This window comes from Guptibacillus spartinae (assembly GCF_028610625.1).
In the GTDB taxonomy this organism is placed as follows: Bacteria; Bacillota; Bacilli; order Bacillales; family Guptibacillaceae; genus Guptibacillus; species Guptibacillus spartinae.
In genome coordinates this window covers 34,587-59,266 of record NZ_JAQQWU010000009.1, presented here as the reverse complement: position 1 = coordinate 59,266, position 24,680 = coordinate 34,587, and the positions used below count along the sequence as shown (strand labels likewise).

Below are 24,680 nucleotides of genomic sequence, written 5' to 3'. Positions count from 1 at the left end.
GAGTGCATGTCAATCTTTCATACTGACATCTCAATCCAACTTTTAGACATGTTAGTGCAGAATGAGTCCATTCCTCCCTCTCATCTCTTATACTTAATGTAAACGCATACATTGTACGGAAAGGGATGATTGCATGTATACATTTCTAGCAGGAATTGCACTTCTCATTATTGGTTATTTTACTTACGGTAAATTTGTAGAAAAGGTTTTCGGCATTAAGGAAGCTCGGCAAACCCCGGCCTATACGCATCAGGATGGGGTCGATTATCTTCCAATGAACACGAAGAAGAACTCCTTGATTCAATTATTGAACATTGCAGGCGTTGGTCCGATCTTCGGCCCAATCCTTGGTGCCCTCTATGGCCCTGTCGCTTTTCTCTGGATCGTATTTGGCTGTATTTTCGCCGGAGCGGTTCACGATTACCTGACAGGAATGATCTCTATTCGTAACAGGGGCGCTCACTTACCTGAACTTGCAGGAAAGTTTCTTGGAAAAGTGATGAAGCACGTTGTGAATGCTTTCGCTGTGCTTCTTCTCCTTCTAACAGGAACTGTGTTTGTTACAGCACCAGCTGGACTATTGAATAACTTAATGAATGGCTGGGCAACAATGGGCCTTATTCTTGGAGCGATTTTTGTTTACTACATCCTAGCAACACTGCTACCGATTGATAAAATCATCGGACGCTTCTATCCGATCTTTGGCGCCCTTCTTCTTATTAGCGCACTCGGCGTTGGTGCTGGACTTGTATTCACTGGCGCACCGATTCCTGAGATTACGCTAAGCAACTTTCACCCTGACAATGCACCCGTCTTTCCATTGTTATTCTTAACGATCTCTTGCGGGGCCCTTTCAGGATTTCACGCTACACAAACACCAATTATTTCGCGCACAACGCAAAATGAAAAACAAGGTCGTAACATTTTCTACGGTATGATGATTGCAGAAGGTGTCATTGCAATGATTTGGGCCGCTGCTGCTATGAGCTTATTCAATGGACCAGTTGGGCTAAATGAACTGCTTGCAAATGGTGGACCGGCTGCGATTGTAAGTGAAGCCTCTACCCTCATGCTAGGTGCGATCGGTGGAACGCTTGCTATCCTTGGCGTTATTGTCCTGCCAATCACTTCTGGCGATACAGCTTTCAGAAGTGCTCGTATGATTATTGCAGACTACTTTAATTACTCACAGCGTAAAGTAACAAATCGCCTCTGGATCGCAATACCGCTATTCGTTGTCGCATTTGGGCTTACGAAAATTGATTTTACTCTTCTATGGAGATACTTCTCATGGGCGAACCAGTCGACTGCGATGATTGCCTTATGGGTTGGCGCGATGTATTTGTTTATTGCAAAGAAAAACTACTGGATTGCCATGATCCCAGCAATTTTTATCACAATGGCAACAACGACTTATATTCTTAATGCACCAATCGGCTTCCGCTTACCGATGAACGTCGCTTACATTGGTGCAACCATTATTACGATCGCTGTTATTGTCGCTTTCTTCTACTCTGCTCGTAAGCAACGCGCTGCCAACATTCCACTAGAAATCGACATTTCCGGTTGGGATAAAGATAGCGTCGCTTAAAAGCATATGTTGAACAGAGATCCACTTTGCCGGATCGTGAATGTAACCGAAAAGGTGTGATGACATGGGCTGCTGCCATTCGAAAGCCAAAACGACTCTTGAGGAAGAGGAAGAACGAATTAACGAGAAGGGAAAAGAGCAGCTCCCTCTCTTTGGAAAAGTGATTCTTAGCGTTTTATTTCTTTGTGGAATAGCGCTAATCACCTATTTATGAAATGTATAAAAGGGAGGGAGATCAATTCCATGATCTCGCTCCCTTTTTACTACTAAATCGAAAGATGATGAACTCTTGCAGGATTATACTCATTTAGCCAATCATTCGCTTCTTGAATAAGCCATCCCCCGAACTGATCTAGAAAGTGAGTAATCTCATTTCCCGATTTTATTGGGAATACCGCATAAATTAATGCTTGCTTCATACTTGACTCTTTATGTGGATAAAAATTACTAAACAGCTTATAAGCTGGATAAAGGTCTCTTGTATACATTGGATCTTTCTCCATCACAAGCGCGAGACCGCTCCGGACAATGATTTTCATAATCCATCCGCAGCAATCCGCTATATCTCCACTATCTTCATTTCCAACAAGCTCGCTTTTTGCCTGAACGATGTGGTTTTCTAGCTGAATCAGATGATCATTTGCAAGAGCGCGGTCTGGTTTATAATTTGGAATCGCTGTTGCCACATCACTTCCATATACACACAGACTAGACGTTTTGATCATAAATGGAATGATTGAAAAGCGTGTTACTTGTTCCAGCTCTTGTGGTGAAAAGAAATGGACCTCACAACCATTCACCCACGGAAATTCTTCGGTCATGATTTGATTGAGGAACTCAGGTGTTTGCTCATTTTCGTGCTCCGTTAAAACAATGAGGTCGAGATCAGATATACCTTCTATCCCCTTACCTTTTGGGACTGAACCTCGTAAGTAAATGCTTTGTAAAGGCAGTTTCAGGGTTAGAATCTCGACTGCACGATTGATTGCATCTCGATAGTTACCCACCTTATCCCATGACGTATCATTAACCAAATACCCTTCTTCACTCACTGCATAAAAAGACCCTATTGGTTTAATTGCGTTCATCCGCCACCTCCACTTTTTTATCTCTATCATAGCTACTTTGTTATTTTTATGAAAGAGTTTATGACAATTCCATTCCTGTCCAAACCTCTTCTACATTTGTTTCATAGAGTAATAGTGTACAGAGAGTTCTGAGAGTTCTATAACTCTAACACTAATTTAGAAATGAGGAATCAAATGTCTTATCACAACGAGTTTAATAACAACATTGGCAGATGCGTGGCGATTCGTTGTCATGACGGTACGACGCATTATGGTTACATTGATCACTGTGATCGTGACAATGTCTATCTTCGCCCAATGGAAGGCGGTAATGATGGTCCTGGCTTTGGAAGCTACTTCTTCTTTGGAGCCGCTCTTATTGCTGTTGGCTTAGCTTCAATTGCCGCCTATAGTTGGTCACCATTCTTCTTCTGGTAAAAAAAGAACGCTCATAAATTGAGCGTTTTTTTACATACCTATCCCATTTACTCCACCTTTTCAAATTTATTTTAAATGTAAACCTTTTCATGTGATCTTTGTCACATATAAGCCGTTGGTCTTGTTGGAAGGGAAGGCGATTTATTCCGGTTTACATTGAAATATAGTTTTGTTTTCTTACTCATCACTGGAGTTATCACTTTCTCACAAGCGATTATTATTAGCTAATTATTTAGGTAGGAGTCAGAAAACTGGCTCCTTTTTTGTGATAAAACATTTGGACATTCTTTTTCCAACATGTCCAAACAGAAAAATCTAGTTGTCCATATACTGTTATGAGTAGTTGGTTAACAAGGAGGGAAGCAAATGGGTTGTTTTTTTCGAGGACCGGTCGTGATTACAAATAATAGTGGTACAGTCGTTCAATGTGCTCACACGATCTCTCCTATTTCCGTGAGTAACACGGTATCGGGGTCAGGCGGTGGAAATACAGGATCTTTCATTCTCATAAACAATTTTTACAGCATTGCAAAAGGAATAAAGCTCGGTGATTAGCATCATTATTCATTATATGCAGTCGAGCCAATCGTTTACCGATTGGCTTTTTCAGTTTTCTATTTGATAAAAGTTTTACTAGATGTGCGATAATAGTTTGGAACGGATCAGAAAGGTGGTTACGAACGTGGAGAAATTTTTCTATGGTGAAAACGAAAATCAATTTGGTGAGTTACGCCTTCCAGAAGGAGATGGCCCTTTTCCTGTTGCAATCGTGATTCATGGAGGTTTTTGGAGAAAGCCGTTTACACTCGAGATCATGAGAGGTGTAGCGGAAGATCTAACTGAGAGTGGATGCGCCACATGGAATATTGAATACCGTCGCACGGGACAAGAAGGCGGGGGTTATCCCGGAACGCTAGTAGATGTTGCAGAAGCAACTGACTACATAAGGAAACTTGCAGAAACCTATCCCCTCAATCTGAATAAAGTGGTTACAATCGGACATTCAGCCGGGGGCCATCTTGCTACATGGATTGCTGCTCGTCACCGCATGGATAAGAATAGTGAATTATTTATTACGGACAACCCTCTTCCTATTCACGGAGTGGTTAGCCTTGCAGGGGTGAATGATCTTGAAATGATGCATGGTGTTCATGAGTACAGAGATCAAGTCCTCTCTCTTGAACCAAATAATCCTACTGCAGAACTACTAGGTGGTTCCCCTAAAGAATACCCAGAGCGCTACAAAAATGCTTCCCCAGTGGAACTTCTTCCGCTTGGTGTCCAACAAATTCTCGTTCATGGTGCACTAGATATCAATGTCCCCATCGGTATTAGTGATTACTACCAGCGTGAAGCTGAAGGTGAAGGTGACTTTGTTAAACTGATTGAGCTTCCTTCAGCAGAGCACTTTGTGTTGACCGATACGACCTCATTCGCATGGGAAACGATTAAAGAAGAACTTTTACTATTAGTCGAATAGTAAAATAAGCGAAAAGCCGCCGCTCTCTATCAAACCTGATAGAGAGCGGCGGCTTTTCATTTAATTTAGACAGACTCTTTCGTTTCAATGGGTTGGCCAAGGACGTTCTGATTGTAGTTTTTTCCCCACTCGTACATGGAGTCGAGTATAGGCATTAATGTTTCACCTTGTTCGGTTAGGGAATACTCTACTTTCGGAGGGACAACAGGATACACTTCTCGGTGAACAATGTGATCATCTTCTAATTCTCTTAGCTGATTCACTAGCATTCGCTGTGTGATTCCCGGCATAAGAGATTTTAATTCACCAAATCGTTTCGTACCCTGCTTGCCTAAATGCCATAATATCAGCATTTTCCACTTGCCTCCGATAACCGCAAGCGTCAATTCTTTTTCACAGTAAAATGTTTTATCCTGGGTGCGTGACACAACATCACCTCCGTCTATGCCCATTATAACTCATAGTATACTTTTTGACACTATGTAAGTTTAATGTGCGTACTTACATGATTCGACAATAAGCAGTATACTTGCTACTACACCAAATAATCGATTATATTGGTGTCGGATAAGAGAGAAATAAAAAATTTGGATTGGGAGTGAACGCATCATGAAATTACAGCTAGCATTAGATTTGGTAAACACAGAAGAAGGTATTGAACTAGTGAAAGAAGTGCAGGAGCATATTGATATCGTTGAAATCGGTACGCCGATCGTCATCAATGAAGGTCTTCGTGCTGTTAAAGAAATGAAAGCCGCATTTCCTAACCTTGAAGTTCTTGCAGACCTTAAAATTATGGATGCTGCAGGTTATGAAGTGATGAAAGCCTCTGAATCAAATGCAGACATCATCACGATCCTTGGTGCCGCTGAAGATGAATCCATTAAAGGTGCTGTTGAAGAAGCGAAGAAACAAGGAAAAGAAATTCTCGTTGATATGATGGCAGTGAAAGATCTCGCTACTCGTGCGAAAGAAGTAGACGCACTTGGCGTTGACTATATTTGTGTCCACACTGGATACGACCTTCAAGCAAAAGGTCAGAATTCTTTCGAAGACCTTGAAACCATCAAAGGCGTGGTAAAAAATGCGAAAACCGCAATCGCTGGTGGCATTAAGCTTGATTCTCTTGAAGAAGTTGTCAAAGTACAACCAGACCTTGTTATCGTAGGTGGCGGTATTACAGGTGAAGACGATAAAAAAGCCGTTGCATCAAAAATGCAAGAGCTTATTAAAGGATAGAACAACTATGCAGACTACTCACTATTTAGCTAAAATTATCGATGAGCTAAATCGTTCAGTAGATCTCATTGCTGACGAAGAAGCGGAACAGCTTGCGAATGAAATTCTCGAAGCGAACAAGGTTTTCGTTGCTGGTGGTGGCCGATCTGGCTTTATGGCAAAGTCCTTTGCCATGCGCATGATGCATATGGGAATTGATGCATATGTCGTGGGCGAAACCGTCACACCAAACTTTGAAGAAGGTGATCTGATCATCATCGGATCAGGTTCTGGTGAAACAAAACAACTTGTTTCCATTGCGAATAAGGCCTCCAAGATCGGCGGAAAGATCGCTGCTGTTACCATTAATCCCGACTCAACAATTGGCCAACTAGCAGACATCATCGTAACACTACCTGGTTCACCAAAGGATCAGTCTGGTGATTATGAGACGATTCAGCCTATGGGCTCCTTATTTGAACAGACTCTTTTACTTTTCTATGATGCAATTATCTTACGCTTTATGGAGAAGAAAGGATTGGATACGAATAAGATGTATGGGAAGCATGCGAATTTAGAATAGTTTTTTTCACATCCCTCGAAACCTCTGTAAAGAAGGTTCGGGGGACTTTTGTTATTTACCTATCCTTTTTAAAAGAAAATGCTTATAATGAGAAAGTCATTTTTTAGGGAGGTGAAAACAATAAGAACTAGCAAAACCCAAACCCCTCTACTCCTCACATTGTTTTTAGTTTGTCTCGGCACAATCACGTTTTTTACAGGCAACGTCTTACAAAGCAACTCATTTCCAATCGACCTCGCCTTTTATCAGTATGTAACAAGTGCGGTATCGACGGAATGGTTACATTTATTTGAACTCGCCTCCTTTTTTGCATCTAAACCAGCAATTATTGCTATTTCTCTTATGACGATCTTATTCTTGTGGTTATTAAAAAAAGATTATGCCGGTATGATCACAATGGTAGTTTTTGTCATGGGCGGTAACGTCTTGAACAAGGCTATCAAGATTTGGACCCAAAGGGAGAGACCAGCAGTGAATGTGTTTGAAGATGGGTATAGCTTCCCAAGCGGGCATGTAATGGTTGGTTTAATTATGTATGGACTCATCGTTTATTTGATTGATCGTCACTCTTCCCATACATTATTAAAAACCGTTTGCTTCATCATCGTCACCTTATTACTTCTGATCGTTGGCGTTAGTCGTATTACAACTGGAGAACACTATACAACCGACGTTCTCGCAGGTTATGCCTTCGGCGGCGTCATTCTAATCATGGCGATAAAAACACATCAATACATAGAACAAGTTACACATGCAAAACAAGAAGTGCACACTGGTTTTTAAACCGCATGCACTTTTTCCTTTTATCCCCAACAAACCTATGACATTTATCATGGTGATGTCCTGACGTTTGTGTCTTACACCATGACATTCTATCCTCTATCATTAGGGTTAACGTTATATTAACTATGCCTAACAAAGGGGTAACCATATGAATGAACAAAAACAAAAACAAAAAGAATTGAAAAAAAGTGTATCAACTTTCGCAAAGCCCGACACGGTCGTAGGGGTACGACAGCTCTTGAACACCCTTCTTCCATTCTTATTGCTATGGTTTCTAGCCTATCAAAGCTTAAGCATTTCTGCCTGGTTAGCCGTTCCACTTGCGATGATTGCAGGAGGATTTGTTGTTCGAATCTTCATCATTTTTCACGATTGTACCCATGGCTCGTTTTTCAAAAGTCAAAAAGCAAACCGAATTGTTGGGACGATTTCAGGAATCATTACACTATTTCCTTTTGAAAAATGGAAACGTGAGCATAACATCCATCACGCGACGAGTGGAAACTTAGATAAGCGCGGCACCGGTGATATCTGGGTCATGACGGTTGAAGAGTATGCAGCTGCTTCTTTCTGGGGAAGACTCGCTTACCGTCTCTATCGTAATCCGATCGTTATGTTTGGTCTTGGACCAATCTATCTGTTCCTTATTGCTAACCGTTTTAATCGTAAAGACGCAAAACGTAAAGAGCGTATGAGCACATACATTACCAATGCATCAGTCGTAGCGATTTATTCTTTATTAATTCTTGCGATTGGTTGGGAAGCGTTTCTTATCATTCAACTTCCAATTCTTTATGTTGCAGGGTCACTTGGAATCTGGCTGTTCTATGTTCAGCATCAATTTGAGGACTCTTACTATGAAGATGAAACCGAGTGGGACTTTGTAAAAGCAGCTGTTGATGGTAGCTCTTACTATAAGCTACCTAAACTTCTTCAATGGGTTTCTGGTAGTATCGGTTATCACCATGTCCACCATCTAAGCCCGAGAGTGCCTAACTATCATTTAGAGAAGGCGCATGAATCAACGCCACCATTGCATAAGGCAACAACAATTACGTTAGGATCAAGTCTTGAATCGATTCGATTCCGTCTCTATGACACGAAGAATAAAACGTTTGTTACCTTTAAAGAAGTAAAACCTCTTCTTAAGAATCCTTCAAAGCTTGCGATGATGACTACGAAAAGACCGAGCTTCCAGGAAAAATAGCCTTATTGAAAACCCATTCAGCTTGGATGGGTTTTTCAATATCTCTAAAGAAATTGTACTAAAAGTGACAGGCACATTCAGATGGTATATCCTGTAACCATAGCGCATCGAAAGGAGATCCCTATGCAAAGTTGGTATCATATCATTCCTAAGAACACTGGGATCAGTTCTTATGTATGGATTATTTTTTGTCTACTTCCATTCTTTTTTATTTTCCGATCATCATCGGCAATTGAAATTACAATCGGCATCTTTGTTATCCTACTGTTTTTCTTATCTTATCGTTTGTCATTCATATCGAATAGCAAATTAGTCTATTTATGGGTCAGCATTGAAATGGCGATTAGTATCGTGATGACAATCTTATTTGGGTACGTATACTTCGCTCTATTTTTAGCGTTTTTCATTGGGAGTATTGAGAACAAAGCAGGCTTTCTCTCACTCTACATCGTTCATTTAACAACAACGATTGCAGCCACGATCATTATTTTCTTCACTCATGATGATTCTTTGCTTCCACAGCTTCCATTTATCTTCATCTGTGTGCTAGGTGTGGCTCTTCTCCCCTTTACGATTCGCTATCGTAATAAACAGCACCGGCTTGAACAACAATTGCAAAGCGCAAACGAGAAAATTTCACAGTTAATGGTCATAGAAGAAAGAGAACGAATCGCCCGAGATTTACATGATACACTGGGCCAAAAGTTATCCATGATCGGTTTAAAAAGTGATTTAGCCAGAAAGCTCATTCCAGTAAAACCAGATGCAGCTATTAATGAAATTCATGATATTAGACAAACAGCAAGAACCGCTTTAAAGGAAGTTCGCGAAATGGTTTCAAATATGCGCGGAGCGAGACTTGAAGATGAATTACTACGCGTACAACAAATTTTGCAAGCAGCTGAAATGGAGTTTCGACTCGAGGGCAACCATCAGCTTGAAAACACCCCGTTACTCGTTGAAAATGTCTTAAGTATGTGCCTGAAAGAAGCCGTGACAAATATCGTGAAACACAGTAATGCATCAAGGTGTCGCATTCTGATCGAACAATCTCCAACCGATGTACTCATTAAAGTAGAAGACAACGGTACCGGGCTTCAGAACGGCACGACATCGTATAGAGGTCATGGGCTACAGGGCATGAGAGAACGGCTTGAATTTGTTAACGGATCGCTTGAAATTGAATCCTCCAATGGCACTATTTTAAACATTCGCGTACCCAATGTGATTCAACAAAAAGAACAGGAGGGATCGGTGTGATACGCATCGTACTTGCGGAAGATCAACGTATGCTCCTTGGAGCGCTTGGCTCTCTACTCGATCTAGAAGAAGGAATGGAAGTTGTTGGTCAGGCGACAAATGGGGAAGAAGCAATCTCTCTAGTGAAAGAATTGAAACCTGATATTTGTATTATGGATATTGAAATGCCTCTTAAAAGCGGACTGGATGCTGCTGAAGAACTAAGCAATGAATCATGCAAAATTATCATTCTTACCACTTTTGCACGCGCTGGTTATTTTGAGCGAGCGCGGAAAGCTGGCGTTAGTGGTTACCTTCTAAAAGACAGCCCTAGTGATGAACTGGCTAGCTCCATTAGAAAGATTATGGAAGGACAGCGAATTTTCGCTCCTGAACTGGTTGATCTTGCTTTTAGCAATGAAAATCCCTTAACCGAACGGGAAAAGCAGGTCATTCAACTGATGGCTGATGGTAAAAATACGAAAGATATCTCAAGTGAACTTTACATCACTCCAGGAACGGTTCGTAATTATATTTCAGTCATTCTCGATAAATTAGAAGTCACAAACCGAATCGAAGCGATCTCACGCTTTAAGGAAAAGGGCTGGTTCAAATAAGAACCGGCTCTTTTTTAGAAATGCTTTTTTATACTTGATACAAATTCTTTCCCAACGCGATTTGCTTTTCCTTCACGATGGCTAACAAGAGCAAGAAACACGCTTTCATGCTCCCCCTCCTCAATGTCTACCATGACAATTTCCCGCTCTCTTAATTCCCTATTGTCAAAGGAATAATCAATCCCAAGGGTTACAGCTAGTCCTCGCTTCACCGCATTTTTTATTGCATCAGTGTTGTTAGTGGTGAACAAAATATCAGGAACTCCATAGTTAGATAACGTTTCTGTGACATATTGATGAATGTACTCATCATTATATAGGACTAGCGTTTCATGGATAAGATCTTCTGGCTTAATGGTCTCTTTTCTAGCTAAGGAGGATTCCTTTCTTACTCCTACAACCATTTTTCCTTCTTTTATTTTTTCAAAAGAAAGCTTATGATGTTTTTCAATGAGTCGATTCGAGATTAAGATAAGACCTAAATCAAGCTGTTTTTGATAAACTTCTTCGATTATTTTCACGGGACCATTTTCGTAAATTTCAAGCTTCACGTTAGGATAGGTTCGTTTAAACCGTGAAACCACGTCAACTAGCAAATGGATCGGCCCAGGGATCGTTGCGATTTTTAACTCCCCGCTCAGCATATCTAATTGACGGTTCACTTCTTCTTTAAGTTCTCCTACCTTTATTAATACTTCTCTCGCTTTCGCTACAATGTGCTCCCCTTGAGAAGTTAACGTTGCACCTGATCGATTACGAACAAATATTTTTAACCCTATCTCACTCTCCACTTTACTAATTGACTGACTTATTGCTGATAAACTGATATGTAGCTCCTTCGCAGCATTTGATAGTGAACCCAAATTTGCAACCGTTACCATATATTCCATTTGTTCGACATTCATTCTCTCACATCCTTAAGCATTACTTAACTAAGTATAACGATATTTAAATATTGTTTAAATACAAGCAGTGTTAAACTAAAGATAAGAAATCATACTTCTAAAAAGGGGTCGTTAGATATGGCTACAACTAGAGTAGTAGTAATCACTGGTGGAGCAAGCGGAATTGGAAGACAAACATGTTTAAAATTTGCTCGAAAAGGTGACAAGGTTGTTGTTGCTGATTATGATGAAACAAAAGGGAAAGAAACTGTGGAGTTAATCGAAGCAGACGGTGGAGTTGCACTCTTCGTTAAAACCGACGTTTCTAGCTATGAAGATGTAGAAGCCCTTATCGAAAAAACCGTTGATCAGTTTGGTACTATTGACGTGATGTTTAATAACGCTGGAATCGGGCGTCCCACTCCACTTCCAGATTTTGATCTAAATGATTATCATAAAGTAATCGACATTAACCAGCACGGCGTCGCTTACGGCATCATGGCTGCCGCTAAAAAAATGAAGGAACTAAATATCAAAGGCGTCATTATTAATACGACATCTGTTTTTGGTGTCCTCGCCTCCCCTGCTACGTTTGCTTACCATGCAACAAAAGGAGCGGTCAATATGATGACGAAATCGGCCGCACTTGATTTAGCACCCTACGGTATTCGCGTCGTTGGTATCGCGCCAGGCGTTGTCGATACTCCGATTGTTCAAGGATATCGTGATAAAGGCTTGATTGATGGCATGAAAGCAAAAGTAATTGGCAATAAACTAACTGATCCTGAACAGCTAGCTGACGCTGTCTACCTTCTTTCATTAGAAGAAGCTAGCGCAATTAACGGTAGTGTCGTCATGGCTGATGAAGGATACGCTTCATTTAAATAGTGTTAAGAAACCCCTGCGATCAAGCAGGGGTTTTTATTTCTTAAATCGTTCCAGCAGTTCACCTATCTTTTCTTTAACTAGTCCAACACCTACGCACCTTCTCGTTCTCCTTCATACACTACAGAAGAACCAATGAAAGGAGATGATTTCATGAGTTATGGTTACGGATGTGGAAACCAGGTTGGTGGCGCTGGATACGGCGGTTGCGGAAACCAGGTTGGTGGTGCTCGTTACGGGAATGGCTTTGCGCTAATCGTTGTATTGTTCATTCTTCTTATCATCGTTGGCGCTGCTTTTGTTAATGGAAAGGATTGCTAATACCTTATTAAAACCATCGGGGAAACTCCCTGGTGGTTTTTTCTTTATAGAGTAAATTCTTGTTGCGTTAACAAGAGGAACTTCAATGCCAGTCGGTAGTGGAAGTTTGCTCTATTATTTACCTAACTTGTAGGAAACTAGTCCAATACCTAAACAGGAACTGCTCTTCCTTCATACACTACAGAAGAACCAATAAAGGAGTTGATTTCATGAGTTATGGTTACGGATGTGGAAACCAGGTTGGTGGCGCTGGATACGGCGGTTGCGGAAACCAGGTTGGTGGCGCTCGTTACGGGAATGGCTTTGCGTTAATCGTTGTATTGTTCATTCTTCTTATTATCATTGGCGCTGCTTTCGTTAACGGTAAAGATTGCTAATAATCATAAAAACCATCAGGAAGAGTCCCTGGTGGTTTTTTATTCACGAAGAAATATTTGGTAAACATCCTTATTTAAGAACTTTTTTTATAGCGTTGGAGAGTATTGGGCGTGAAAATGAAGTTATAATGAACCATTCAAAACAAAGCCCCTTGCGTGTACGCAAGGGGCTTTGTTTAATGCAACTTTTTTTTTAAAGATCACATTATCATTATAGTGAATTGATGCTTTCTTTAATTGGGTCATTTCCTGTCACGACTTGAAATTCCTTACCAATCGTCGCATTGTTTTCTAAGGTCGTTACGATCACTCTCGCAACATCTTCCCGAGGAATTTCATTTCTTTCGACTCGAGTAGCGGCATTGACCTTGCCTATTCCCTGATCATTCGTTAGGGCACCCGGGTGGATGATCGTATAGTCTAAATCCGTTGCTCGCAACCATTCATCTGCATAATGCTTCGCTGCTACATAAGGTGAAAATGAAGATGGAGCAGACTGAATCGCTTCTCGCGTTGTGTCATAAGAACTGATCATCACAAAACGTTTTACCCCAGCTTCTTTCGCTGCCTCAATTGTTTTTACAGCTCCATCTAGATCAACTAACATCGTTTTATCAGCACCAGTATTTGGACCAGAACCTGCTGTAAAGACGATCGCATCCACGCCTTCAGCCGCTTTCGCAATAGCGTTAACGTCTTCTTCTAAATCAACTACAGCGGTTTCTGCCCCTAAATCTTTAAAGTAAGAGGCCTGCTCTTCTTTACGAATCATTACTTTCGCTTCCAAATCGTTATGCTCTTTAATTAAAGAAGTCAAATGCTTCCCAATCTGACCATTTGCTCCAACAATAAGTACTTTCATTCTAGACACCCTTTCTACGTATAGTAACCTATTAACCTAAGTTTTAATATTGTCTACTTACGTCATATACCCTTTATGAAGGATCATAAAGCATGAGAGTATGCCTTTTTATTTATTCGAGCGTTTCAATATGCTCTTAAAGTGTGAGAACGTATCAAAACTAGCTTTTCCATGATAAGCCCCCATACCGCTATTGCCTACGCCGCCAAACGGAAGGTAGTGTGAAGTCATATGATTGATCGTATCGTTGATTGCTCCACCACCAAATGAAATGGTAGTTAACACATTCTCTTGCACGTCTTCATTATCAGAGAAAAGATAGAGTGCTAATGGTTTTGGGCGTTCTACTACGGCATCAATCGCTTCTGAAATTTCGTCATAGACAAGAACGGGTAGAATAGGTCCAAAGATCTCATCTTGCATCACAGGATCTTCCCAAGAAATTTGATCTAAAATGGTTGGTTCGATGAATAAACGTGATTTGTCAGAATGACCTCCAGCAACTACTTCACCATTACTTAAGAATTCATTCAAACGATCAAAATGACGTTCACTCACCACGTGTGGAAAATCATGATTTTCTGAAACATTCTCTCCGTATGTGTTGGTGATGACTTCTTTCATCTTTCGAATCAACCCATCTTTTACTTTTCGATGGACAAAAAGATAATCCGGGGCTACGCACGTTTGCCCTGCATTCGCAAATTTACCTCGTGCAATGCGCGCTGCGGCTTCATCAATGTCCGCATCTTCGTGCACAATTACCGGGCTTTTCCCACCTAACTCAAGTGTCATTGGGGTTAAATGCTTCGCTGCTGCCTCTGCCACAATTTTTCCAACGCCGGTACTACCAGTAAAAAAGATATAATCAAATTTTTCTTTGAGAAGAGCTGTGCTTGTTTCCACTTCTCCTTCAACAACGCGCAAGAATTCTTCAGGGAAATTCTCGTTAATCATCTTAGCTAAAAGATGAGAAGTATGAGGTGTTAATTCTGAAGGTTTTAAGACAGCACAGTTCCCAGCCGCAATCGCTCCAGCTAGAGGTGCAACAGCTAGCTGAACCGGATAGTTCCACGGAGCGATGACAAGTGCTGAGCCGTATGGTTCAGGAACAATGAAGCTAGTTGCGCCTGCATGAGTAGATGGTGTTTCCACTTTATTTGGTGTTGACCACGAAGATAAATTCTCAATCATGAAATTAATTTCCCCTAAGACAAGACCAATCTCCGCGCGCTTTGTTTCTGGTTCAGGTTTATTTAAATCTGCTTTAAGAGCGGCAATAATGTCTTGTTCATGAGATGACATGAGCTCTCTTAATCTTGTTAACGCATCGATTCGAAAGGCTACATCTTTTGTTTTTCCACTTCGGAAAAATGATTTTTGCTTTAGTGTAAGTTCTTGGTAGTTTTCCATTGTGTATACTCCTTTGATTTGTTTAAACGTTTCAAAATATAAGTCATTGCTTTTAAATCGGAATGATGAGTTCAAAGATACGCCTCTAACCAAAGTTAATCAATTGATTTGCATTGTAAAAGGTTTCCACCCGCACGATAAACTGAACACCGAATTCATTACTTTTTTCCATTTCATCAACACTTCCCCCTTTTCACCTGAATTCTAGTAGAATGGTAAGGAAACTAGCTAAGAGAGGAAATTCACCTATGACTTATAAAATGATTGTATTAGATTTAGACGATACACTGCTCAACGCTGATCAAATGATTTCTACTCGGAATAAAAAAGCTCTTATGGAAGCACAGCAAGAAGGGAAAAAAGTTGTGCTTGCTTCTGGAAGACCAACATTCGGAATGGTTCCGTATGCGGAGGAACTCCTTCTCGCAGACTATGAGAGTTATATTCTTTCTTTTAACGGGGGAAAGATTATTAATTGCCATTCCAATAAGGATTTCTTTAGTCAGACATTATCTGTCGAAGCTGTTCAACGTCTTTATGAAATCAGCCTTCGAGAGAATGTCTACATTCACACGTACATTGGGGATGAAATTATAACTTCAGAAGAGAATCCTTATACAACGATTGAGTCAAACCTCACAGGTCTTCCAATCACTGTTGTTGATTCGTTTATCAATCGTGTAACGGAACCAGTCGTTAAAGTTCTGATGGTTGGTGAACCAGAACACCTTAAGAAAGTGGAAACGAAACTTCAAGAGGAGTTAGGAAAAGAATTTAGCGTGATGCGCTCTAAGCCTTATTTTCTCGAGTTTACCGATAAAGGGATCACGAAAGGCACAAGCATTGAGAAACTGATAAATGAACTCGGCATTGAACGGGAAGAAGTGATTGCCGTTGGAGACAGCTACAACGATCAAGAAATGATTGAATTTGCAGGACTTGGTGTGGCGATGGGTAACGCCCCAGATGACATTAAAAAGGTTTCTGATTATATCGCGGATACAAACGAGAATGACGGTGTCGCGAAAGTAGTTGAAAAGTTTCTTTTGAAGGATCAGCTTTTAATGAAATAGGTCGTAAAAGCGTTGGAGAGAAATGGAGCCAGAGAAAATAAACATGGCCTAGTTGGTTCGCCTGTGGATATAACGGCACACTTCCTCAAGCAACTATTTGATCTGATTTTAAAGAAAGAGCAATGAATCGGTTTACGATTCATTGCTCTTTTTTAGCTGTATTTTTTAACAGCATTCCTACTTCTCTTAACCAGCTACATCCTTCGAATATTGGCTGTTATACAAGTCAGCATAAAATCCATTTTGTCTTAACAATTCATCATGTGTTCCCTGTTCTATGACCGCTCCCTGGTCCATAACCAGAATCAAGTCAGCATCTCGAATGGTAGAAAGACGGTGGGCTATCACGAAGCTTGTGCGATCTTCCATCAACCGATTCATTGCCTGCTGGATCAAAAGTTCTGTTCGAGTATCTACACTTGAAGTCGCTTCGTCTAATATCATAATCGGGGGATCAGCTAGGATCGCTCGCGCAATTGTCAGCAGTTGCTTTTGTCCCTGCGAAATATTAGATGCCTCTTCATTCAGAATCGTTTCATACCCATCTGGTAAGGTGCGAATGAAATGATCGGCATGGGCCATTTGCGCAGCTTTCATGATGTCAGACTCAGTTGCGTCGCTTTTTCCGTACTTAATATTTTCTTTAATCGTCCCATTGAAAAGCCACGTATCTTGAAGAACCATCCCGAAATTTTTGCGGAGAGCGCTTCGACTCATCTCTCTTGAATCCTCCCCATCGATTTTAATTGCTCCGTCGTTCAACTCATAAAATCGCATTAAAAGATTAATCAGAGTCGTTTTCCCAGCGCCAGTCGGACCAACGATCGCGACCGTTTGCCCTGCCTTAACGTCGATGTTCATATTTCGGATTAACAGCTCTTCTCCATACCCGAAGTCAACATGCTCAAAGGTTACATTACCTTCCGTTTGTGTTAATTGAACGACCGACTCTTCCTTTTGCTCTTCTTCGGCATCAAGTAGTTCAAAAACGCGTTCTGCCGCGGCAACGGTGGATTGAATAATATTCGCAATGTTAGCCGTTTGCGTGATCGGCTGTGTGAACTGCCGAGTATAGGTAATAAAAGCTTGAATGTCCCCAATCGAAATGGCACGATTCGTAACGAGAATTCCTCCGACAATGCTTATTAAGACATAGCTGATATTCCCAATAAACATCATAATTGGCATGATAATGCCTGAAATAAACTGTGCTTTACTTCCAGCGTTATAAAGCACTTCATTTACCTCATCAAATTCTGCTCCGGCTTTCTTTTCATATCCAAATGCCTTTACCACTTGATGCCCAGTAAACATTTCTTCAATATGGCCGTTCAACTGACCAAGCGTACGCTGTTGATCAGCGAAATGCTTTTGTGACCTTTTCAGTATCGGGCGAATAACAAACATCGAAATTGGTAAGCTGACGATGGAAATCAAGGTGAGAAGTGGACTGATGGAAAGCATCATAACAATAATTCCAACGATTGTGACGATGGACGTGATAAACTGAGTCAGGCTTTGCTGTAATGTACTGCTGATTGTGTCGATATCATTCGTCATTCGACTTAACGTTTCCCCATTCGGCCGGCTATCGAAATAACGAAGCGGAAGTTTTTCTAGTTTCTGATTCACGTCTTCTCGTAAATCATAGGCTGTGACTTGGGCAACACTGGACATCATATACTGCTGAATAAAGTTAAACACACTGCTGAGAACGTAGAGCCCAGCAAGTAACAAGAGAATCTCAGCAATTTTTTCAAAATCAATACCAGCACCTGGAACCCCCTGAAACTTCCCATAAGCTCCTTCAAATAACTCTGTAATGGCTGTTCCCATAATTTTGGGAGCTAAGATTGTAAAAATAGTGCTCAAAATGGCTGCGACGAATACGGCAATTAATTTCTTCCGCTGAGGCTTTAAGTAGTGGATCAACCTTTTTAAAGTAGATTTAAAATTCTTCGGCTTCTGCCCCATCATCATCATATTACCGCCACCTGGACCAAAGCCCATTTGACCGCCCCGCTGAGGTTTCTTTTCTTTACTCATGCTGTTTCCTCCTCCGAGAGCTGTGACTCGACAATTTCGCGGTAAACTGCACTTGTTTTCAGAAGTTCGTCGTGAGTCCCTGTGCCAGCGATACGCCCTTTATCCAACACGATAATACGATCAGCATGTAGGACGGTTACAACTCGCTGAGCAACGAGCAAGACAGTTGCATTTTTCGTTTCAGTTTCAAGCGCTGCTCGGAGCCGAGCATCAGTCTTATAATCGAGCGCAGAAAAACTATCATCAAAAAGATAAACATCTGGCTTACGTATAAGTGCTCTGGCGATGGAGAGACGCTGTTTTTGTCCCCCTGAGAGGTTCGATCCGCCTTGTTCAATCGTTGAATCATACCCATTCTCCATTTTGTTAATAAACTCTTCAGCTTGCGCGGTTCGTGCCGCTTGCTTTACTTCTTCTAGCGTTGCATCTTCTTTCCCGAAGCGAATATTGTCTGTAATCGTCCCTGTAAAAAGCGTCGCTGTTTGCGGGACCAGACCAATTTTTGATCGAATTTCCTCCTGAGAGGCATCCTTGATATTAACCCCATTGACACGAATCGATCCACTTGCAACCTCATAAAAACGAGGGATCAATTGAACGAGCGTTGATTTCCCGGATCCAGTCCCACCGATAATGGCGGTTACTTCACCAGGCTTCGCAGAAAAACTAATATCAGACAATGCTGGTTCTTCTGCACCAGGATAATGAAAGGTAACATGATCAAATTCAAGCGTTCCTTTTGAACGATTCGCATCTTCTTTTCCTTCATCACCGAAAGACGGTTTCATAGCAAGAACGCGATTAATTCGTTTCGCAGAAACATCTGCCCGCGGTACCATAACAAACATCATCGATGCCATAACGAGCGCAAACATAATTTGCATGACATATTGAATAAACGCCATCAAATCACCAATTTGCATGCCACCATTGTCAATTCGAATGCCACCAAACCAAATAACAGCAACAACTGTTAAGTTCATGACAAGCATCATAACAGGCATCATGAATGCCATAATCCGATTAACCTTAATTGAAACATCGGTTAACTCCTTATTTGTGTGCTTTAAACGCTCCTTTTCTTCAGGCTCACGGTTGAATGCCCGAATCACACGAATTCCTGTTAAATTTTCTCGTAGGACGAGATTTAGCCGATCCAACTTCTTTTGAACTGCCTGAAAAAGCGGCACACCTTTATAAAGGATGAGGAGAATTGAGCCAATCAAGATAGGCATGGTGAGTACAATAACGAGGGAGAGTTTGGCGTCCTTCAAAACTGCCATAATAATCCCCCCTACTAGCATGATGGGAGCACTAATAATCATTCGTAGCATCATGATCACCACCTGCTGAACTTGCGTGATATCATTTGTTGTTCGTGTAATGAGCGATGCCGTGCCGACCTCATCGAATTCTTGTAGTGAAAATTTCTCGATATGGTAAAAGAGTTTTCGCCTTACATCACGTCCTAATCCCATTGCAGCTTTTGACGAGTAGTAGCTTGCAATAATGGATGCGATGGCACCAAAAGCCGATACGAGCAGCATGAACCCACCAATTTTCCATATATACGGGATATCTCCGACTACTACCCCTTTATCTATGATGTCAGCCATCAGTGTCGGTAAATAAAGTGTGGCCATTGATTGAATGAAAATTAGACCAAACACTCCGATAACCATCCATTTATAAACAGATAAGTGTTTTAATAATTTAAGCATGTCAACTCTCTCCCTGTTCGTTTTGCGTCTCAAAGTAGGAGGCAATCGTTCGATGAGTTTCTAAAAGTTCTTCAAATTGCTGATCGGTTAGTAGACCGACAGCTTTTTCTGAGAGCTGGTGAACACCGCCTTCTTGTTGGTGAATAGCCTTCAGCAACGTCAAACCCTTGTCACTCAGTATGAGCTGCATTTCTCTCCGATTATCTTCAACCTGCTGACGTTTAAGTAAGCCTTCTTGAACAAGTACCTCTACCGCCTGGCTTAACGTACTTTTGGGGAGAAAGGTTCTCTCGCCTACTGTTTTTTGCGTTATCTTTTTCTCAGATGCAACAGTTAACAATACTGTGTACTGTGGTACTGATAATCCATTTGCAATAGCTGTTTGTTGAACAAATTTTGTCATCGTTTTATTTACCCTTGCAAAGGATCGTAACAGCTTTATCCCAGGTGTAATGGGTGTCTTTTCCTTATCCATATGGCTCTCCCTTACTATTATTCTATATATTCCATTTACGAACTGTTCATTTTGGAACTATTTGATTTTAGTCCTTTTTGATGGAATAGTCAATTTAATAAACCACAATTCAATGGACTAATTTGAAGAGTCCTTCTGTTCGACAAGTGCCTGTCACCGCCCGAATGAAAGACAGTTATTATTTTTTCTTTGTTCTTTGTTGAATCCTTCTGTGCAACGATCTACTCTTAACTGTTTTTTTGAAAGAGGTAAACTCGTAAAAGAATCGAAAGTATTATAGTAAGCTGTTTAAAATACTCTTTCCACTAGTTTTGAAATTATTTTGTGAAAATTAGTTCATATCTCTTCCAAAATGATTATTAATTTATTATAATTATAATCTAATAGGAGTTATAATTAATTTTCTTACATTCGAAAGGAGATGGAAATATGGATCATAACGAAATGAACAACAGTCAAGCTGGGAAGTGTCCTGTCTCTCATGGTCAAACGAAGGAAGACAGCGCGATTACAACGACAAAAGTCGGAACAACGAATAAAGACTGGTGGCCAAACCAGTTAAACTTGCACCTTCTTCAACAGCACGATCGAAAGAGTAACCCAATGGGGGAAGACTTTGACTATGCGGAAGAATTTAAAAAGCTGGACTATTACGCATTGAAGCAGGATCTTCGTGACTTAATGACCGACAGCCAGGACTGGTGGCCAGCTGATTACGGGCATTATGGCCCTCTCTTTATCCGTATGTCATGGCACGCAGCTGGTACATATCGTACGGGTGACGGACGTGGCGGCGGCGCTACTGGATCACAGCGGTTTGCACCATTGAACAGCTGGCCAGATAACGCGAGCCTTGATAAAGCACGCCGTCTCCTTTGGCCAATTAAGCAAAAGTACGGAAATAAGATTTCTTGGGCTGACCTCCTCGTCATCACTGGTAACGTTGCCCTTGAATCAATGGGCTTGAACACATTTGGTTTTGCCGGAGGACGCGAAGACGTGTGGCATCCAGAAGAAGATGTTTATTGGGGTACAGAGAAAGAGTGGCTCGGTGACAACCGCTATTCAGGCGACCGCGAGCTTGAAAGTCCGCTAGCTGCCGTTCAGATGGGTCTTATTTATGTGAACCCAGAAGGACCAAATGGCGAACCAGATCCACTAGGTAGTGCACGCGACATTCGTGAAACGTTTGCTCGAATGGGAATGAATGATGAAGAAACAGTTGCCCTTATCGCCGGAGGTCATACGTTTGGTAAAGGGCACGGAGCAGGAGACGCTGAAGCTAACGTTGGAGCCTCTCCGGAAGCCTCCGATATTGAAGAACAAGGACTCGGTTGGAAAAACTCTTACGGAAGCGGGAAAGGGCGCGACACCATTACAAGTGGCGTAGACGGCGCATGGACCGCTAATCCAACAAAATGGGATAACGGCTACTATGATTTACTCTTCGGTTATGAGTGGGAATTAACAAAAAGCCCAGCAGGTGCCCACCAATGGAAACCTGTGAATCCTAAACCAGAGCACCTTGCACCTGATGCTGAAGATCCTTCCATCAAAGTAAATACAATGATGACAACTGCAGATATGGCGCTTCGCGAAGATGAAATTTACGAAAAGATTTCACGTCGTTTCCACGAGGATATTGAATATTTCGCTGATACATTTGCTCGAGCATGGTTCAAGTTACTTCACCGTGACATGGGACCAAAAGAAAGATACCTCGGCCCTGAAGTACCACAGGAAGATTTGATCTGGCAAGATCCAATCCCAAATGTCGATTATGAATTGACTGCTGTTGAAGTTGAAAACTTGAAAGCTAAAATTCTCGACTCCGGATTAAGCATTAGTGAGCTCGTGACAACAGCTTGGGCTTCTGCAAGTACGTATCGCGGTTCTGATTATCGCGGTGGCGCAAATGGTGCGCGCATTCGCTTAGAACCACAAAAGAGCTGGGAAGTAAATGAACCAGAACAATTATCAAAAGTACTATCCGTATATGAGAAAATCCAAAGCAAACTTGAGAAAAAGGTTAGCCTTGCTGACTTGATTGTTCTTGGAGGTAGTGCAGCTGTAGAGAAAGCGGCAAAAGACGCTGGTGTGGACATCACTGTTCCATTCGCACCAGGACGCGGTGATGCAACGGAAGAACAAACAGATGTCGAAAGCTTTGATGTATTAGAGCCAATGGCTGACGGATTCCGTAACTATCAGAAAAAGGAATACACGTTAAGCCCAGAAGAGCTTCTCGTCGACAAATCTCAGCTACTTGGTCTGACTGCACCTGAAATGACCGTTTTAGTTGGTGGTATGCGTGTCCTTGGCACAAACTATAAGGGAACAAAGCATGGGGTCTTCACTGACCGTGTCGGTACACTTACGAATGACTTCTTTGTGAACCTACTCGACATGGGCATTGAATGGAAGCCAGCTAACTTCAATGAATACGAAGGACGCGACCGCAAAACAGGCGAACTCGTACGCACTGCTTCACGCGTTGACCTCGTCTTCGGTTCAAACTCCATCCTCCGTTCTTATGCAGAAGTCTATGCACAAGAAGACAACAAAGAAAAATTCGTGCGCGACTTTGTGTCGGCATGGGTGAAGATTATGAATGCGGATCGTTTTGATCTTAAAATGAGTAAAAATAAGATGGCGTCTAACGCTTAAGTATAATGAAAAAAGCCCCTCCCCTTCGCTTTTGTAAGCAATTGGGGGAGCGGCTTTTTTATATGGTTGCATGGGATGATTTATTTCTTTTCTAGCCAGGTTACGCACTCCACGTGCGTCGTATGCGGGAACATATCAACCGGCTGAACTTCTTTCGTTTCAAATCCACCATCTTCTAAGATGCGTAGATCACGAGCGAGCGTAGCCGGGTTACAAGATACGTACACTACTTTCTCAGGTTTCATATCAATAATCGTTTGAAGAAGCGCTTCGTCACAACCTTTACGTGGTGGATCAACGACGATCACGTCAGGCTTGATACCCTGCTCTTTCCAGGCTGGGATGACGTTCTCGGCTTCGCCAACGGCAAATTCTGCGTTTGTGATGCCGTTTAGCTCAGCATTTCGCTTCGCATCTTCAATCGCTTCTGGTACGATTTCCACGCCGTATACTTGTTTCGCTTTTTGCGCGAGGAAAAGAGAGATCGTTCCAATACCACAATAAGCGTCAATGACTGTTTCATTCCCAGTCAGTCCAGCGTATTCAAGTGCCTGATCGTAAAGCACCTTCGTTTGATCCGGATTTACCTGGTAAAACGAGCGAGCTGAAATGGCGAATTTAATGTCGCCGATTGTATCGTAAATGTATGGCGATCCCCATAGAACGCGGGTTTCATCACCGAAGATCACGTTCGTGCGCTTTGGATTCACGTTTTGAACAATTGATTTCACTTTCGGAAGTTGCTCTGTGATGTCTTTAATAATGTTCTTACGATTTGGTAAATCTTTATTTTTCGTCACGATGACGACCATGATGTCGTCCGTTTGCTTCCCGTATTTTGCCACAACGTGTCTGAGCGTTCCGCGATGTGAGCGTTCGTCGTAAGCACGAATGCCGTACTTTTCAGCGATCTCTTTCACAACGCGAAGAACGTCATCGTTTTCCTGCTCTTGAATGAGGCACTGGTCCATGTCGATAATCTGGTGACTGCGCTGCTGGTAGAAGCCTGCAACGATTTTCCCGTTCTGTTCGCCTACTGGCACCTGCGCTTTGTTGCGGTAGCGCCATGGGTCTTCCATGCCAAGCACTGGATGAACGGGTACGTCGATCTTAGCGATGCGCTCCATCACGTCTTGAACCTGCTTGTGCTTGAATTTTAGCTGACTATCATACGTAATATGCTGTGTCTGACAGCCGCCGCATTGATAGAAAATTGGGCATGGCGGTGTATTGTGATCTTCACTCTCAACTTTCACATCAAGAAGCTTTCCGAAGCCGTAGCCTTTCTTCGTTTTGATCACTTTTACGTTCGCGGTTTCTCCCGGAATGCCATACGGGACGAAAAGCGTGTAGCCATCTATTTTCGCGACGCCTGCCCCGTCATGGGAAAGGTCTCTGAATTCTACTTCAACAACGTCATTCTTTTTTACCGGTACTTCTTGATTACTCATTTGGTTTCCGTCCTTTTCCGTTCGATTTCATGTACGAAAATTGTACCACAGTGTGAATGGATCGCGAAATGTAACAGCGCGGTACTTTTTGCATGTGAGGTGAGCTCGATTTCACGGTTTATTGGCCAAAATCGAATGATATTGGCTGAACTCACGATATATTGGCCAAATCTGAAATATATTGGCCAAAATCCATTTTTATTGGCCAAAACCGAATTTACAACCTGCTTCCCTTCATCCACATAGAACAACAGAAAAAGCCAGAGCTCATCGTCTCTGACT

General features: G+C 41.8%; 24 protein-coding genes and 2 pseudogenes. 17 read left to right on the top strand and 9 right to left on the bottom strand.

Annotated elements, in window-relative coordinates; genetic code table 11:
* Positions 1 to 133: 133 nt before the first annotated feature.
* Positions 134 to 1,591 (top strand): carbon starvation CstA family protein, encoded by a 1,458-nt coding sequence (locus PQ511_RS15465; protein ID WP_273852801.1) that lies wholly within the window; start codon positions 134 to 136, stop codon positions 1,589 to 1,591.
* 64 nt (positions 1,592 to 1,655) lie between these two features.
* Positions 1,656 to 1,805, top strand: coding sequence for a hypothetical protein (locus tag PQ511_RS15460; RefSeq protein ID WP_224599203.1), 150 nt, complete (start codon positions 1,656 to 1,658; stop codon positions 1,803 to 1,805).
* Positions 1,806 to 1,857: 52 nt separating this feature from the next.
* Here PQ511_RS15460 and PQ511_RS15455 read toward each other — a convergent pair whose 3' ends face one another.
* Entirely contained in the window at positions 1,858 to 2,679 is an 822-nt protein-coding gene (locus tag PQ511_RS15455; RefSeq protein ID WP_273852800.1) for a nucleotidyltransferase domain-containing protein, read from the bottom strand.
* Between the two features lie 174 nt (positions 2,680 to 2,853).
* On the opposite strand from PQ511_RS15455, the gene PQ511_RS15450 reads away from it, so the two are divergent.
* The 4 genes and pseudogenes from PQ511_RS15450 (at position 2,854) to PQ511_RS15435 (ending at position 4,576) form a co-directional block, all read left to right on the top strand.
* Positions 2,854 to 3,096 carry a hypothetical protein gene (locus PQ511_RS15450; RefSeq protein WP_226659913.1) on the top strand — a complete coding sequence of 81 codons (243 nt, stop codon included), beginning with the start codon at positions 2,854 to 2,856 and terminating at the stop codon, positions 3,094 to 3,096.
* Positions 3,097 to 3,219: 123 nt separating this feature from the next.
* Positions 3,220 to 3,324 (top strand): annotated as a pseudogene (locus PQ511_RS15445) (hypothetical protein); the annotation flags it as partial.
* Between the two features lie 138 nt (positions 3,325 to 3,462).
* On the top strand, positions 3,463 to 3,651 hold the full coding sequence (locus PQ511_RS15440) for a spore germination protein (protein WP_273852799.1): 189 nt from the start codon (positions 3,463 to 3,465) through the stop codon (positions 3,649 to 3,651).
* A 127-nt stretch (positions 3,652 to 3,778) separates the two neighbouring features.
* Positions 3,779 to 4,576 (top strand): alpha/beta hydrolase family protein, encoded by a 798-nt coding sequence (locus tag PQ511_RS15435; protein WP_273852798.1) that lies wholly within the window; start codon positions 3,779 to 3,781, stop codon positions 4,574 to 4,576.
* A 65-nt stretch (positions 4,577 to 4,641) separates the two neighbouring features.
* On the opposite strand, the gene PQ511_RS15430 is transcribed toward PQ511_RS15435, so the two are convergent.
* The gene (locus PQ511_RS15430; protein WP_273852797.1) at positions 4,642 to 5,004 is read right to left on the bottom strand and encodes a winged helix-turn-helix transcriptional regulator; all 363 of its coding nucleotides are present in this window, start codon (positions 5,002 to 5,004) and stop codon (positions 4,642 to 4,644) included.
* Positions 5,005 to 5,185: 181 nt separating this feature from the next.
* On the opposite strand from PQ511_RS15430, the gene hxlA reads away from it, so the two are divergent.
* From hxlA to PQ511_RS15400, 6 genes are all read left to right on the top strand, one after another.
* Positions 5,186 to 5,815: a 3-hexulose-6-phosphate synthase gene (gene hxlA, locus PQ511_RS15425; RefSeq protein WP_159780969.1), complete on the top strand. Its 630-nt coding sequence runs from the start codon at positions 5,186 to 5,188 to the stop codon at positions 5,813 to 5,815.
* 7 nt (positions 5,816 to 5,822) lie between these two features.
* Positions 5,823 to 6,377, top strand: a complete 555-nt coding sequence (gene hxlB / locus PQ511_RS15420) for a 6-phospho-3-hexuloisomerase (protein ID WP_273852796.1) — start codon at positions 5,823 to 5,825, stop codon at positions 6,375 to 6,377.
* 111 nt (positions 6,378 to 6,488) lie between these two features.
* Positions 6,489 to 7,160: a phosphatase PAP2 family protein gene (locus tag PQ511_RS15415; RefSeq protein WP_273852795.1), complete on the top strand. Its 672-nt coding sequence runs from the start codon at positions 6,489 to 6,491 to the stop codon at positions 7,158 to 7,160.
* A 148-nt stretch (positions 7,161 to 7,308) separates the two neighbouring features.
* Entirely contained in the window at positions 7,309 to 8,367 is a 1,059-nt protein-coding gene (gene desA, locus PQ511_RS15410; RefSeq protein WP_273852793.1) for a Delta(5) desaturase DesA, read from the top strand.
* A gap of 123 nt (positions 8,368 to 8,490) precedes the next feature.
* On the top strand, positions 8,491 to 9,627 hold the full coding sequence (locus PQ511_RS15405) for a sensor histidine kinase (protein WP_273852792.1): 1,137 nt from the start codon (positions 8,491 to 8,493) through the stop codon (positions 9,625 to 9,627).
* Positions 9,624 to 10,223 carry a response regulator transcription factor gene (locus PQ511_RS15400; protein WP_273852791.1) on the top strand — a complete coding sequence of 200 codons (600 nt, stop codon included), beginning with the start codon at positions 9,624 to 9,626 and terminating at the stop codon, positions 10,221 to 10,223. Before PQ511_RS15405 ends, PQ511_RS15400 begins: the two co-directional genes overlap by 4 nt.
* Positions 10,224 to 10,237: 14 nt before the next feature.
* Here the strand turns inward: PQ511_RS15400 and PQ511_RS15395 are convergent, their stop codons facing one another.
* Complete coding sequence (locus PQ511_RS15395) at positions 10,238 to 11,128, bottom strand: LysR family transcriptional regulator (RefSeq protein ID WP_273852790.1); 891 nt, start codon at positions 11,126 to 11,128, stop codon at positions 10,238 to 10,240.
* A 117-nt stretch (positions 11,129 to 11,245) separates the two neighbouring features.
* Here PQ511_RS15395 and PQ511_RS15390 point away from each other — a divergent pair, with 117 nt between their 5' ends.
* The 3 genes and pseudogenes from PQ511_RS15390 to PQ511_RS15380 all read left to right on the top strand — a co-directional run bounded on the left by PQ511_RS15390 (position 11,246) and on the right by PQ511_RS15380 (position 12,690).
* Positions 11,246 to 11,995 carry an SDR family NAD(P)-dependent oxidoreductase gene (locus PQ511_RS15390; RefSeq protein ID WP_273852789.1) on the top strand — a complete coding sequence of 250 codons (750 nt, stop codon included), beginning with the start codon at positions 11,246 to 11,248 and terminating at the stop codon, positions 11,993 to 11,995.
* Between the two features lie 231 nt (positions 11,996 to 12,226).
* Positions 12,227 to 12,313, top strand: a pseudogene (locus PQ511_RS23765) (YjcZ family sporulation protein); the annotation flags it as partial.
* A 209-nt stretch (positions 12,314 to 12,522) separates the two neighbouring features.
* Positions 12,523 to 12,690: a YjcZ family sporulation protein gene (locus PQ511_RS15380; RefSeq protein ID WP_224599230.1), complete on the top strand. Its 168-nt coding sequence runs from the start codon at positions 12,523 to 12,525 to the stop codon at positions 12,688 to 12,690.
* Between the two features lie 211 nt (positions 12,691 to 12,901).
* Here PQ511_RS15380 and PQ511_RS15375 read toward each other — a convergent pair whose 3' ends face one another.
* Both PQ511_RS15375 and PQ511_RS15370 read right to left on the bottom strand, forming a co-directional pair.
* Complete coding sequence (locus PQ511_RS15375; RefSeq protein ID WP_273852788.1) at positions 12,902 to 13,552, bottom strand: SDR family oxidoreductase; 651 nt, start codon at positions 13,550 to 13,552, stop codon at positions 12,902 to 12,904.
* Between the two features lie 108 nt (positions 13,553 to 13,660).
* The gene (locus PQ511_RS15370) at positions 13,661 to 14,965 is read right to left on the bottom strand and encodes an aldehyde dehydrogenase (RefSeq protein WP_273852787.1); all 1,305 of its coding nucleotides are present in this window, start codon (positions 14,963 to 14,965) and stop codon (positions 13,661 to 13,663) included.
* Between the two features lie 248 nt (positions 14,966 to 15,213).
* Between PQ511_RS15370 and PQ511_RS15365 the strand changes: the two genes are divergently transcribed.
* Positions 15,214 to 16,038: a Cof-type HAD-IIB family hydrolase gene (locus tag PQ511_RS15365; protein ID WP_273852786.1), complete on the top strand. Its 825-nt coding sequence runs from the start codon at positions 15,214 to 15,216 to the stop codon at positions 16,036 to 16,038.
* Positions 16,039 to 16,224: 186 nt separating this feature from the next.
* On the opposite strand, the gene PQ511_RS15360 is transcribed toward PQ511_RS15365, so the two are convergent.
* Genes PQ511_RS15360 through PQ511_RS15350 form a run of 3 tightly spaced genes read right to left on the bottom strand, consistent with a single transcriptional unit; the run spans position 16,225 to position 20,280 of the window.
* Positions 16,225 to 18,084, bottom strand: a complete 1,860-nt coding sequence (locus PQ511_RS15360; protein ID WP_273852784.1) for an ABC transporter ATP-binding protein — start codon at positions 18,082 to 18,084, stop codon at positions 16,225 to 16,227.
* Positions 18,081 to 19,805 carry an ABC transporter ATP-binding protein gene (locus PQ511_RS15355; RefSeq protein WP_273852783.1) on the bottom strand — a complete coding sequence of 575 codons (1,725 nt, stop codon included), beginning with the start codon at positions 19,803 to 19,805 and terminating at the stop codon, positions 18,081 to 18,083. Before PQ511_RS15355 ends, PQ511_RS15360 begins: the two co-directional genes overlap by 4 nt.
* A 1-nt stretch (position 19,806) precedes the next feature.
* Positions 19,807 to 20,280 (bottom strand): MarR family winged helix-turn-helix transcriptional regulator, encoded by a 474-nt coding sequence (locus PQ511_RS15350; protein WP_273852782.1) that lies wholly within the window; start codon positions 20,278 to 20,280, stop codon positions 19,807 to 19,809.
* 429 nt (positions 20,281 to 20,709) lie between these two features.
* Between PQ511_RS15350 and katG the strand changes: the two genes are divergently transcribed.
* Positions 20,710 to 22,947: a catalase/peroxidase HPI gene (gene katG, locus PQ511_RS15345; RefSeq protein ID WP_273852781.1), complete on the top strand. Its 2,238-nt coding sequence runs from the start codon at positions 20,710 to 20,712 to the stop codon at positions 22,945 to 22,947.
* An 80-nt stretch (positions 22,948 to 23,027) separates the two neighbouring features.
* Here the strand turns inward: katG and rlmD are convergent, their stop codons facing one another.
* Positions 23,028 to 24,398, bottom strand: a complete 1,371-nt coding sequence (gene rlmD, locus PQ511_RS15340) for a 23S rRNA (uracil(1939)-C(5))-methyltransferase RlmD (RefSeq protein WP_273852780.1) — start codon at positions 24,396 to 24,398, stop codon at positions 23,028 to 23,030.
* Positions 24,399 to 24,680 lie beyond the last annotated feature (282 nt).

Bases quoted from the DNA above. Each gene is read 5' to 3' on its own strand.
- PQ511_RS15390 (WP_273852789.1), top strand. From the start codon at position 11,246: ATGGCTACAACTAGAGTAGTAGTAATCACTGGTGGAGCAAGCGGAATT.
- PQ511_RS15355 (WP_273852783.1), bottom strand. From the start codon at position 19,805: ATGCTTAAATTATTAAAACACTTATCTGTTTATAAATGGATGGTTATC.
- PQ511_RS15440 (WP_273852799.1), top strand. From the start codon at position 3,463: ATGGGTTGTTTTTTTCGAGGACCGGTCGTGATTACAAATAATAGTGGT.
- hxlB (WP_273852796.1), top strand. From the start codon at position 5,823: ATGCAGACTACTCACTATTTAGCTAAAATTATCGATGAGCTAAATCGT.
- PQ511_RS15395 (WP_273852790.1), bottom strand. From the start codon at position 11,128: ATGAATGTCGAACAAATGGAATATATGGTAACGGTTGCAAATTTGGGT.
- PQ511_RS15465 (WP_273852801.1), top strand. From the start codon at position 134: ATGTATACATTTCTAGCAGGAATTGCACTTCTCATTATTGGTTATTTT.
- PQ511_RS15380 (WP_224599230.1), top strand. From the start codon at position 12,523: ATGAGTTATGGTTACGGATGTGGAAACCAGGTTGGTGGCGCTGGATAC.
- PQ511_RS15360 (WP_273852784.1), bottom strand. From the start codon at position 18,084: ATGAGTAAAGAAAAGAAACCTCAGCGGGGCGGTCAAATGGGCTTTGGT.
- PQ511_RS15370 (WP_273852787.1), bottom strand. From the start codon at position 14,965: ATGGAAAACTACCAAGAACTTACACTAAAGCAAAAATCATTTTTCCGA.
- PQ511_RS15450 (WP_226659913.1), top strand. From the start codon at position 2,854: ATGTCTTATCACAACGAGTTTAATAACAACATTGGCAGATGCGTGGCG.
- PQ511_RS15375 (WP_273852788.1), bottom strand. From the start codon at position 13,552: ATGAAAGTACTTATTGTTGGAGCAAATGGTCAGATTGGGAAGCATTTG.
- PQ511_RS15365 (WP_273852786.1), top strand. From the start codon at position 15,214: ATGACTTATAAAATGATTGTATTAGATTTAGACGATACACTGCTCAAC.
- rlmD (WP_273852780.1), bottom strand. From the start codon at position 24,398: ATGAGTAATCAAGAAGTACCGGTAAAAAAGAATGACGTTGTTGAAGTA.
- PQ511_RS15405 (WP_273852792.1), top strand. From the start codon at position 8,491: ATGCAAAGTTGGTATCATATCATTCCTAAGAACACTGGGATCAGTTCT.
- PQ511_RS15350 (WP_273852782.1), bottom strand. From the start codon at position 20,280: ATGGATAAGGAAAAGACACCCATTACACCTGGGATAAAGCTGTTACGA.
- desA (WP_273852793.1), top strand. From the start codon at position 7,309: ATGAATGAACAAAAACAAAAACAAAAAGAATTGAAAAAAAGTGTATCA.
- PQ511_RS15460 (WP_224599203.1), top strand. From the start codon at position 1,656: ATGGGCTGCTGCCATTCGAAAGCCAAAACGACTCTTGAGGAAGAGGAA.
- hxlA (WP_159780969.1), top strand. From the start codon at position 5,186: ATGAAATTACAGCTAGCATTAGATTTGGTAAACACAGAAGAAGGTATT.
- katG (WP_273852781.1), top strand. From the start codon at position 20,710: ATGGATCATAACGAAATGAACAACAGTCAAGCTGGGAAGTGTCCTGTC.
- PQ511_RS15455 (WP_273852800.1), bottom strand. From the start codon at position 2,679: ATGAACGCAATTAAACCAATAGGGTCTTTTTATGCAGTGAGTGAAGAA.